Origin of the sequence: Leadbetterella sp. DM7 (assembly GCF_040829825.2) — a bacterium.
Lineage (GTDB): Bacteria > Bacteroidota > Bacteroidia > Cytophagales > Spirosomataceae > Leadbetterella.
This window is the reverse complement of sequence record NZ_JBFOLH020000024.1, coordinates 21263-32772: the sequence shown is the minus strand read 5'-3', so window position 1 is coordinate 32772 and position 11510 is coordinate 21263. Positions and strand designations below refer to the sequence as shown.

General features: G+C 50.6%; 7 protein-coding genes and 1 pseudogene. 5 read left to right on the top strand and 3 right to left on the bottom strand.

From position 1 onward, the window contains the following. Positions 1–181: 181 nt before the first annotated feature. Positions 182–331: pseudogene (locus AB2U10_RS18520) on the top strand (hypothetical protein); the annotation flags it as partial. A 207-nt stretch (positions 332–538) separates the two neighbouring features. After that, a complete protein-coding gene (gene ffh / locus AB2U10_RS18515) occupies positions 539–1855 on the top strand; it encodes a signal recognition particle protein (protein ID WP_367916574.1) in 1317 nt (438 codons plus the stop codon). A gap of 177 nt (positions 1856–2032) precedes the next feature. Here the strand turns inward: ffh and AB2U10_RS18510 are convergent, their stop codons facing one another. The 3 genes from AB2U10_RS18510 to AB2U10_RS18500 form a co-directional block, all read right to left on the bottom strand. Next, entirely contained in the window at positions 2033–2932 is a 900-nt protein-coding gene (locus AB2U10_RS18510; protein ID WP_367916573.1) for a PE-PGRS family protein, read from the bottom strand. Between the two features lie 30 nt (positions 2933–2962). Continuing rightward, entirely contained in the window at positions 2963–3979 is a 1017-nt protein-coding gene (hemH, locus tag AB2U10_RS18505; RefSeq protein ID WP_367916572.1) for a ferrochelatase, read from the bottom strand. A gap of 197 nt (positions 3980–4176) precedes the next feature. Continuing rightward, complete coding sequence (locus tag AB2U10_RS18500; RefSeq protein WP_367916571.1) at positions 4177–6069, bottom strand: amidophosphoribosyltransferase; 1893 nt, start codon at positions 6067–6069, stop codon at positions 4177–4179. A 166-nt stretch (positions 6070–6235) separates the two neighbouring features. Between AB2U10_RS18500 and AB2U10_RS18495 the strand changes: the two genes are divergently transcribed. The 3 genes from AB2U10_RS18495 (at position 6236) to AB2U10_RS18485 (ending at position 11373) form a co-directional block, all read left to right on the top strand. Beyond that, complete coding sequence (locus tag AB2U10_RS18495) at positions 6236–7501, top strand: DEAD/DEAH box helicase (protein WP_367916570.1); 1266 nt, start codon at positions 6236–6238, stop codon at positions 7499–7501. A gap of 110 nt (positions 7502–7611) precedes the next feature. Then, positions 7612–8682 carry a mannose-1-phosphate guanylyltransferase gene (locus AB2U10_RS18490; protein ID WP_367916575.1) on the top strand — a complete coding sequence of 357 codons (1071 nt, stop codon included), beginning with the start codon at positions 7612–7614 and terminating at the stop codon, positions 8680–8682. A gap of 138 nt (positions 8683–8820) precedes the next feature. Continuing rightward, positions 8821–11373, top strand: coding sequence for a phosphoenolpyruvate carboxylase (locus tag AB2U10_RS18485; RefSeq protein WP_367916569.1), 2553 nt, complete (start codon positions 8821–8823; stop codon positions 11371–11373). Positions 11374–11510 lie beyond the last annotated feature (137 nt).

Sequence of the window (11510 nt, the reverse complement as noted above, 5' to 3'; positions counted from 1 at the left end):
GGTAGCCCCCTATGGCTATCTGGATTCACTCAATGTACGAGAGAAAATAGTAATCTAATGGGAAACCATCATCCATATCAAACAAAATTGGTAGCGTAAATCAAATGACTTTCCCAGCAGACCCTAAATAAACCTTTTTGATTGGATACTCTTTATATACCCTTTTTGATATAGTACTTCAGGGGCAGTGTATCAGCAGGAAAACTATAAGGGTCTGAAAGGCCGGAACGTTTTGAAATTCAATGCGACCAAAGTGATGAGCGGGTTGTACCACGTTCGGGTGAGCACCCGGGAGAAGGTTGAATCAAAAACGGTGGTGATTGAAAGGTAACCTTTCTTGAATAAGTATGCGGCTTCTCAGAGAATTCAGGGAAGCCGTACATTAAAAGGGATATTGCAACTAAATGCTACAAGTTATACTAATGAGTCCAGAGGCGCAGATACCTTTATATATTTCATTCCTTTATGTTGGTTTACAGATATTTTATTCTTAACGAATATTTTACCTAAATTTGCACTTTGTTTTTAATCAAAAGATATGTTTCAGAGTCTTCAGGATAAGCTTAACGGGGCGTTTAAAACGCTGAAAGGAAAGGGAAAGATCACCGATATCAATATTGCCAGTACGGTAAAGGAGATTCGCCGGGCCTTAATGGATGCCGACGTGAACTACAAGGTAGCCAAGGAGGTGACAGACAGGGTGAAGCAGGAAGCCATTGACCGTAAGGTAATGATTGCGGTAGAGCCCGGTCAGCTCTTTGTGAAGATCGTACAGGAGGAGCTCACCAGCCTGATGGGCGGAAAGGCAGAAACCGTAAACCTGAAAGGCTCGCCCGCGGTGGTCTTGATTGCCGGTTTGCAGGGTTCGGGTAAAACCACTTTTTCCGGGAAGTTTGCGGCTTACCTGAAGAAGCAGGGCAAGCAGGTGATGCTGGTGGCGGCTGACGTATACCGCCCCGCGGCCATTACCCAGCTGCAGGTGCTGGGAGAGCAGATCGGTGTAGACGTATATGCGGAACCCGAAAATAAAGATGCTGTAAGCATAGCGCGTAACGCCGTGGCAGATGCCAAAGCCAAGGGCAGGAGCATCGTGATCGTGGATACCGCCGGACGCCTGGCCGTAGACGAGGTGATGATGAACGAGGTGGAGAACATCAAGAAAGCCATCAGCCCGTCGGAGATCCTGTTTGTGGTAGACTCCATGACCGGCCAGGATGCTGTTAATACCGCCAAGGCCTTTAACGACCGCCTCGATTTTGACGGGGTAGTGCTGACCAAGCTCGACGGTGATTCACGCGGTGGTGCGGCGCTGTCGATCCGTGCCGTGGTAGATAAGCCCGTGAAGTTTATGAGTACGGGTGAGAAGATGGAAGACCTGGATATCTTCCACCCCGACCGGATGGCCTCACGGATCCTGGGCATGGGCGACGTGATATCGCTGGTAGAAAGAGCCCAGCAGGCTTTTGACGAGGAAGAAGCCCGCAAGCTGAACAAAAAAATGCGGGAGAACAGCTTTGACCTTAACGACTTCCTGGGGCAGCTGGAGCAGATCAAGAAAATGGGTAACCTGAAAGATGTGATGGGGATGATCCCCGGCATGGGTGCCGCTATCAAAGATGTAGACATCAGCAACGATTCTTTTAAGCCGATCGAGTCGATCATCCGGAGCATGACCCCGAAAGAACGGAACCAGCCCGATATCATTGACGGCAGCCGCAGGCGCCGGATCGCCGGTGGCGCAGGCCGGACCATCCAGGAGGTAAACAACCTGCTGAAGCAGTTTGAGCAGATGAAGAAGATGATGAAGAAATTCAATAATATGACACCGGGCAACCGTTCCCGGATGATGCGGTAAGGACGGCTAAAAAGTATACAAACTGCTGCGTTGTTTCGGAATCCGGCCTCAGTCACATACGGTTAGTATGCTCCTTCGCCCTCTTCCTCAATGCCTTGCATTTTGTACACTTTTTAGCCCCCTTCCTGAGTCTTAAGCGCTACACTTTATCCTCACCGGAACCGGGTAATTGATCATTTATTTTTTACTATAATAATACAGCGGTGGTATCGTAGTGCCGGTGCCCCGCTCGCTGAGGGTGTAGTAGCCCCGCACTTCCGTATCCCAGCAAACCGACTCGCCCTGGGGTTCCAGTATATACGGTGCGTTCAGGTCGTGGTTACGGCTCAGCACCTGGTAGAGCGTTTCTCCCGTTTTCCTTTTCCAGTAATAAATGGCATTGTATGTTTTGAGCAGGATCTCGTTGCCGTCAGGCGAAATGTCACCGCCCACCATCAGGAAATATTTAATGGTACCCATAAACTCAGGTACGTTTATGCCGGTGGTATTCTGGGGATAAGGCAGGCGGTATACCCGCACATTCAGCTGGGCCTTGGTAATAACGTAGATGTCGCGGGTGGAAGGATCCACCAGCAGGGTTTCGGCATCGTACGATTCATTATCGGGATACCGGAAATGGATCGTATCGTAATGGTCTATGGTGTTCTGGCCTTCTGCAGGCTCTTCAAAACGGTAAATGTAGTAGTCGCTGTATCGGGCGTCATTATCCCCGATCTCCCCGAGATAGATGTAATTTTTCCCGGCTTCCGGTCCGGGCGCTAAGGCCATATCTTCCCAGTCGCGGTTGGTGCCTGCAAAGGTTACTTTTCGTACGTAGGTGCCGTCATTTTTGATCAGGTCGATTTTCGGTTCATTACCGCTGTCTTCCTGGAGCCAGAGATGCCCGGGAAACCGGATAGAGGAGGCTATTCCCGATACTTCATTCAGGTAGTTCACATTTACCTGTGCCACGCGGGGAGCCGGGTCAAATTGAGGCAGATTGTCTTTTTCGTCTGTAGGGTCATTACAATCCCCCAACCAGCAGCACGACTGCAGGCAAAAAGAGAAAATAAGCAGGGCAGGGTATCTCAAGAGCACAACGTAATGTATGATTAACGAATACCAGGGTCAGATATTGGATTGCACCAGCTCTTTCAGCAGCCCGATCCACAGGGGCGAGTCATTGAGCGATTCCACCAGGTCCCATTGGGTTCCGCCCCCGGCTATAAACAGGTCTTTGTATTCTTCTCCTACTTCGATGGTGGTTTCCAGGCAGTCGGCCACAAAAGCCGGGCTGAAAGCCAGCACTTTCTGTACCCCCTTTTCCAGCAGGGTTTTGACCGTATCTTCGGTATACGGCTTGATCCATTCGGCTTTTCCGAGCCGCGACTGGAAGCAGGTGGTATACGAGCCTTCTGCCAGCCCGAGCCGGGCCACCAGCAGCCGGGTAGTTTCGTAACACTGGGCCTTGTAGCAATGGTAATTGGTTTCGGTGAGGCCGGCGGCACAGCCTTCCTGTTCACAGGTTTTACCGAAATGCGCTTTCTCTGTCTGGCGCTCGGGGAGCCCGTGGTAGCTGAAGACGAAATGGTCGTAGCGGGTGTTGTCCAGGTATTTCCGGGCATTTTGTACGAAACCTTCCAGCAGCAGCGGGTGGTTGTAGAAAGCACCCGTAAAGCAGATCTCCGGGATGGTTTGCCAGGAGCTGACCTTTTCAAAAACTTCCTGGTGCACAGATCCTGTGGTAGCCGAGGCATATTGAGGGAAAAACGGGATCACCAGGATCTTTTCCAGGTTCAGACGCTCAAATTCTTTCAGTGCAGCCGGGATAGACGGGTTCTGGTAGCGCATGGCCAGCCGTACCACGTACTGATCTCCCAGCGCCTTCTGCAGCTCTTTCTCGTTGCTCAGGCCGTACACTTTCAGGGGGGATCCTTCCGGCCGCCATACCTGCCGGTAGATCCGGGCTGATTTAGGGGCACGGAACGGCGCTATAATGAGGTTAACCAGCAGCCAGCGGTTCAGGTAGGGGATGTCGATCACCCGCCCGTCCATCAGGAATTCCCTGAGATATTTTCTCACATCAGGTACCGAGGGGGAATCCGGTGTACCGAGATTAACCAGAAGGACTCCTTTTTTTGGCATATAGGGATAAAAAAAATGGTATTATTGGTAATATAAATTGTAATTAATCTTATATTTGATGTCCGAATCAATCAGACACATTATGAAAACCGTACTTAAAATAGAATCCATAAGTATCCGGGATTGTCTCAAAAACCTGGGTATCACAGAGGCTACCGCTAATATTTTTGTGCTTCCGAAAATAATCAAAAAGCCGGTTAGTAAGCCCTGACGTACCTGCCTTCCATGAAGTTCAGGAAGGCTTTGTTCACTACTTTGTTCCCTCCGGGAGTAGGGTAGTTTCCTGTAAAATACCAGTCACCCAAATGGTGGGGGCATGCGGCGTTCAGGTTCTCAACGGTCTGAAAAACCACAGAAACCTCGGCCTCAATACCTGCAGGAATAATGATTTCTGCTATTTTGGCTGAAACTTCTTCGTCGGTAAACAGGTCAAAGAGCTCTTTCACCAGGTTGGCTTTTTTGAGGTCTCCTTTTTCCTGGAGCAGGAGGATTTTATGGTATACTTCCTCTTTTTTATCTTCGAGCCCGCGTTCTTTCAGGAGCGCCAGCATGGCCCGGAAAGCCACGAATTCTTTTACTTTCGACATATCGATGCCGTAGCAGTCGGGATAACGGATCTGCGGAGCGGAGGATACGATGACAATTTTCTTCGGCCCGAGCTTATCCAGCAACTTCAGAATGCTTTTTTCAAGGGTAGTACCCCGAACGATAGAGTCGTCAATGATCACCAGGGTATCTGTTTTCTTCCGGATCACCCCGTGGGTCATTTCGTATACATGCGACACCATCTCCGAGCGGTCTTCATCGTTGGTGATGAATGTTCTCAGCTTAACGTCTTTGGAAACCAGCTTCTCAAAACGGGGCTTGAATTCCAGCACCTTTTCCAGCTCTTCCTCGTTCAGGTCTCCGGAGAGGATCCTCTCTTTCCGCCAGGTGGAAAGGTATTGCTCAATTCCCTCCACCATGCCGTAAAAGGCGGCTTCTGCCGTATTGGGTATATAAGAGAAAACGGTATTTTCGAGGTCGTAATTGATTTCTTTCAGGATCTGGGGGATCAGCCTGCGGCCCAGCTCTTTCCGCTCGTTGTAGATATTGGGGTCTGACCCGCGCGAGAAGTAGATCCGTTCAAAGCTGCACGATTTTTTCTCGAGGCGGGGCAGGATATTGTGCTCTGCAAAATCGCCGCTTTTGTTAATGATCAGGGCATTGCCCGGTGTGATCTCGAGGATGTCGTTATACCGCGCTCCGAAAGCCGCTTTGATAGCCACTCTTTCAGAGGCTACCACCACCACCTCGTCGTCATACCAGTAGTAGGCAGGGCGTATGCCTGCGGGGTCACGCACCACAAAGGCCGATCCGAAGCCGGTGATCCCGGCCATGGCATAGCCGCCGTCAAAATCGCGGCAGGCCCGGTGCAGCACCCGCTGCATGTCCATGTTATCCTCGATCACATCACTGAGTTCGGGGTTTTCGTATTGTCCTTTGAAATCATCAAATATCCGTTGATTTTCTTCGTCAAGAAAGTGCCCGATTTTTTCAAGAACGGTAATGGTATCGCCCCTGTCTTTGGGGTGCTGTCCCAGCTCTACCAGCTTTTTGAAGAGGTCGTCGGCATTGGTCATGTTGAAGTTCCCGGCCACCACCAGGTTACGGCTCCGCCAGTTGCTCTGGCGCAGCATGGGATGGCAGTTTTCAATTTCGTTTCTGCCGTGGGTACCGTAGCGCAGGTGGCCCAACCACACCTCGCCGGTGAAGGCAATGTTCTGTTGCAGCCAGGCGGCGTCTTTCAGATGGGAAGGATCCTGCTTCTGAACCTCAATGAATTTATCGTTGACCTTTTTAAAGATATCTACTACCGGGCGGTTTTCAACAGAGCGGTAGCGGCTGATGTAGCGGCTTCCCGGCGGAACTTCAATTTTTACGTTGGCTACCCCGGCGCCGTCCTGCCCCCTGTTTGACTGCTTCTCCATGAGAACATACATCCGGTTGACGGCGTACAGCGGAGTACCGTATTTTTCAATATAGTAGTCAAGAGGCTTGCGGAGGCGAACCATGGCTATTCCGCACTCGTGCTTGATAGAATCACTCATTGCTGCTGGTAATTGATGACAAAGTTCCGAATTATTGTTTCCCTTAACAAATTAAATTTTTACGAACGAATTAATTACTTTTGGGAGGCGTTTCTGATATAACAATAAATGACGCGTAAATATTACCTCACAAAGGTAAGTATTTGCATAAAACTTTAAAAGGAATTTGAAATTTCAAGAATTTAATTTACACCCCGATGTTACGCATGGCATAGATGCCATGAATTATAAGGATACCACCCCCATTCAGGAGAAAGCAATACCTATTATCCTGGAGGGGAGAGACCTGCTGGCCTGTGCCCAGACCGGTACCGGCAAAACGGCCGCATTCCTGATTCCTGTGCTGAGTAAAATACGGGAGGAAGGCGGCGACGGGCTCTCCACGCTGATCGTGGTGCCCACGCGCGAGCTGGCCAAGCAGATCGATGAGCAGATTGAAGGGCTCGGGTATTTTGTAGGCGTGACCAGCCTGGCCATTTATGGCGGTGGAAAGGGCGAGAACTGGGACCAGCAGCGTACGGCCCTTACCGAAGGCGCCGATATCATTATTGCCACGCCGGGAAGGTTGCTGGCGCACATGAAATCGGGAAAGATCAGGTTTGACCGTATCCGGCGCCTGATCCTGGATGAGGCCGATAAAATGCTGGATATGGGCTTCTCAGACGACATCATGTACGTCATTCAGCATCTGCCTGCGCAGCGTCAGAACCTGATGTTTTCGGCTACCATGCCCCCGCGGATCCGGACGTTTGCCCGGAAAATCCTGAATGACCCGGCCGAGGTCAGCCTGGCCGTATCCAAGCCGGCGGAGAAAATTGATCAGCAGTTTTATATGGCTTCCGATGAGCAGAAGCTGCCCCTGCTGCTGAGCCTGATCAAGCCTTATGCCGGGCAGAAAATCATTATTTTTACGTCTCAGCGGGTCATGATCCAGAAAATTCTGCGCGATCTGGCTAAAAATAAGCTGAAGGCAAAAGGTATATCTTCGGATATTGAACAGGAAGACCGGGAGACAGCCCTCCGTGATTTTAAGGCAGGGAAATACAATATCCTGGTGGCTACCGACGTGCTATCAAGAGGGATCGATATTTCGAACCTGAACCTGGTGGTTAATTACGACATCCCCCGCGATGCGGAAGATTATATTCACCGGATAGGACGTACGGCACGGGCAGACACCGAAGGAGCTTCAGTGACCTTTGTGTCTGAAAAAGACCGCCGCTCGGTGAAGGCCATTGAAGGCCTGCTGGAAAAAGAAGTGGAGGTCAGGAAAATTACGGAAGAACTGGGCCTGGGGCCTGCTCCGGAGTTCCGGGCTGCGGGCAAGGGCTTTGCAAATAAAGGTAAAAAAACAGGGCAGAAGCCCGGTCCGAAAAACAACCCGAACCGGAATGCAAGGAGTCATCCGAAGCATGGCGCGAGGAATAGATAGTACCGGGTATATTAGTTCCGGGTGGTTAGTGCCGAGTGGTTAGTACCCGGTACTCGGAACTAGCCATCCGGCACTTTTTTATAACTATACACTTTAGCAAACAGTCTATGATCTCATCAAACTATCTCATTATAATGGCAGGGGGGGCAGGTACCCGCTTCTGGCCCTTCAGCCGCCAGAATTTTCCCAAGCAATTTCATGATATTTTAGGTACGGGAAGCACCCTCATCCAGCAAACGGCCGAACGGTTTGAAGGCATTTGCCCCCAAGAGAACATCTATGTGGTGACCTCGCGGGAATATTACGATATTACCCGGGAGCAACTTCCTTTCCTGACCGATGACCAGATCCTGCTGGAGCCGGGCCGAAGAAATACCGCTCCCTGTATTGCTTATGCCTGCTTCAAGATCGCCAAGATCAACCCGAACGCCAACGTGGTGGTGGCGCCGGCCGACCACATCATCCTGAAGCCCGAAGAGTTCAGGCGGAGGCTTACCCTGGCCCTTGATTATTCCCAAAATGCCGATGTGCTGGTCACCCTGGGCATTACGCCTACGCGCCCGGATACGGGGTACGGGTATATCCAGTTTGACGACAGCGATGATCAGGAGGTTAAAAAGGTGAAGACCTTTACCGAGAAGCCGAACCTGGAAATTGCGAAGATGTTTATTTCAAGCGGCGATTATGTATGGAACGGCGGCATATTTATCTGGAGCATGCCTTCTATCCTGAAAGCGCTGGATAACTACCTGCCGGAGATTGCTGACGCCTTCCGCGAGGCCCAGCCGCATTTCTTCACGGAAGGGGAGAAAGAGGCCCTGGATATGGCCTACCCCCGGTGCCGGTCTATATCTATTGATAACGGCGTGATGGAAAAGGCGGAGAACGTATACGTAGTGCTTTGTGATATCGGCTGGTCAGACCTCGGAACCTGGAAGTCGCTGCACGAAAATTCGGAAAAAGACGAGGTAAATAACGTGGTCAGCTGCTACAGCATGCTCTATAACGTGGAAGACAGTATCCTGAAAATGCCCAAAGACAAGCTGGTGGTGGTGAAAGACCTGAAGGGGTACATTATTGCCGAGCATGATCGTGTGCTGATGATCTGTCCGAAAGAAGATGAGCAGCTGGTAAAAGAGTTCGTGGCGAAGGCGGAAGAGTTCGGTAAACATTATATTTAAATGAATAATCTTTAGAAAATACGACGTAACTCTTATAAAGTATTATTTTTTTTACCCGAAAAGTCTTTTTTTATTTAAAACCTCATGCTTGAAATGGGGTTTTTTTATATTTGTTCCTCACTCTAATCTGAAATAACGATGCCCAATCAAAATCTGGAGGCCGTTTTTACCCGGGAGGTTCACAATAAGTATTTGGTTTTTAATACTTTATTTTCGAGGCTTCCCTATGATAAAATGGCCAAGATCGGCTCACTGATGCCTTTTTTGTACGATAACGCCAAGCAGGGCTTTGAAGAAGGGAAATACCCGAAAGAAATCATTGACGCTTTTTTTGAGAAGTTCACGGTTTTTACCACGGAGAAAGAAAAAATAGACCTGCTTTTTCGCCTGATCACGTACGTGGAGCGGCAGGTGGTGCTGTTTGACAGCGTGGAGGATGCGGCTTTTGAAAAGCTGACCCCGGCCGACTCGCCCGGTACCCTGAAAGCCATTCTTGCCCTGGCCCGCCAGAACAACAAGCTGGAAGAGGTGAGAGAGAAGCTGAGGAACTTTAAGGTGAGAGTGGTTTTTACCGCGCACCCTACCCAGTTTTACCCGAACTCGGTGCTGAGAATCATCCAGGACCTGGAGCAGTACATCCAGGTGAACGACATCAGCACCATTGACCAGCTGCTGCAGCAATTGGGCAAAACTCCCTTCTTTAACGATGAGCAGCCTACGCCCGTACAGGAAGCGCAAAGCATCATCTTTTACCTGCGGCATGTGTATTACGAGGTGCTCAGCCAGATCCAGGAGACCGTGACAACAGAATTTTTTGACGGCGAAGAGATAGCCCCGGTAATTGAGCTGGGCTTCTGGCCGGGCGGAGACCGTGACGGTAACCCGTTTGTAACGGCGGATATCACCCGTAAGGTGGCCCAGGAGCTTCGGTCGAATATCCTGAAATGTTATTATAATCACTTCAAGAGCATCCGGCGGCGCTTTACGTTCAAAGGGGTGATCCCGTTGCTGGATAAGATTAATAACAAGCTGTATACCAATATGTTCGGCTTGAACAACGACCTGTCGTACAATGCCCTGCTCAGCCGACTGGAAGAGGTGAGGGAAGTGATGGTGACCCAGCACGGCAGCATGTTCATTGAAGAGCTTGACCGTTTTATCCTGCGGGTGAAGCTGTTCGGGCTGCATTTTGCCACCCTGGATATCCGCCAGGACAGCAGCATCCATGAGAAGGTGATGCAGGCCGTAAACGAGAAATTCAAGGTGTCAGATACTCCTTACCCGGAATGGACCCACGAGGAGAAGATCGAGTTTCTCACTGCCAGCACCATTGAGGTATGGGAGGATGACTTCACGGATCCCCTGGTGAGAGATACTTTCCGGACCATCCGGGCCATGAAAGAGATCCAGGGACATAACGGTGAGAAGGCCTGTAACCGGTATATCATTTCCAACTCTACATCGGCCTGCTCGGTGCTGGAGGTGCTGGCCATGTTCCGGTTCTGCGGGTACCGCGATGCGGAAGCGTCAGTGGATATCATACCGCTTTTTGAAACCATAGAAGGGCTGGATACCGCCAAAAACAGCATGGAAGAGCTGTACAACAACCTGGCCTACCGCCGCCACCTGAACATCCGGAGAAATACCCAGACCATCATGCTGGGCTTTTCTGACGGTACCAAAGACGGGGGCTACATTAAAGCTAACTGGGAGATCTTCCGGGCGAAGGAGCAGCTTACCCAGGTATCGGAAGAAAACGAGGTAAGCGTGATCTTTTTTGACGGCCGGGGCGGTCCGCCGGCGCGGGGCGGTGGCAAAACCCATCAGTTCTATGCATCGCAGGGGCCTACCATTGCCAATAACGAGATCCAGGTGACCATCCAGGGCCAGACCATTACCTCGATGTACGGCTCGCGGCCCCAGGCCCGGTTCAATTTTGAGCAGCTGCTTTCGGCCGGGGTGCTGAACGATGTGTTCGGTGACCAGAAGGCCATTATCACGCCCGAAGAGCGTGTCCTGATCGAAGAGCTGGCAGAAACGGGCGGCGAGAAATACCTGGAGCTGAAAAATCACCCGCTGTTTGTACCGTACCTGGAAAACAAGAGCCCGCTGAAGTACTACGGGCAAACCAATATCGGAAGCCGGCCCACCAAGCGCAGCTCGGGCGGAAAGCTGAAGCTCACCGACCTGCGGGCCATCCCGTTTGTAGGCGCCTGGAGCCAGCTGAAGCAGAACATTCCCGGTTTTTACGGGCTGGGTACAGCGATCGAGTCGATGGTCCACCAGGGCCGGGAAGAAGAAGTACGGTATTTGTATAACAATTCGCTGTATTTTAAGACGCTGATCCAGAACAGCATGATGTCGCTTTCCAAAACCTATTTTGCATTGACCTCCTACATGCGCGAAGACCCGGAGTACGGTGAATTGTGGAACATCATGAACGAGGAATACGAGAAGAGCGTGAAGTACATGCTGGAGATCTCCAACCAGAAAACCCTGATGGAGACTGAAGTAGTGGGTTCGTTGTCTGTTAACTACCGCGAGCAGATCGTGCTTCCCCTCCTGGCTATCCAGCAATACGGCCTGCAGAAGATCGAAGAAACCGATGACGAAGAGCTGAAGCACATATACCAGAAGATGGTGACGCGCTCGCTGTTCGGCAATATCAATGCCAGCCGGAATTCGGCTTAGAACGCTTTCCGTTTAATAAAAAACAGGAATTCCCTTTTGATCTGAAAGGGAATTTTTTTATTTTTGTTATATGAGTTCCCTACGCTTTACGAGCCTACCTTAACCCTATGCCGGTTTGTGTGGATAGCAGGAAGCAA

Coding starts and splice junctions, on each gene's coding strand:
- AB2U10_RS18500 (WP_367916571.1), bottom strand. CDS start 6,069: ATGAGTGATTCTATCAAGCACGAGTGCGGAATAGCCATGGTTCGCCTC.
- AB2U10_RS18485 (WP_367916569.1), top strand. CDS start 8,821: ATGCCCAATCAAAATCTGGAGGCCGTTTTTACCCGGGAGGTTCACAAT.
- ffh (WP_367916574.1), top strand. CDS start 539: ATGTTTCAGAGTCTTCAGGATAAGCTTAACGGGGCGTTTAAAACGCTG.
- hemH (WP_367916572.1), bottom strand. CDS start 3,979: ATGCCAAAAAAAGGAGTCCTTCTGGTTAATCTCGGTACACCGGATTCC.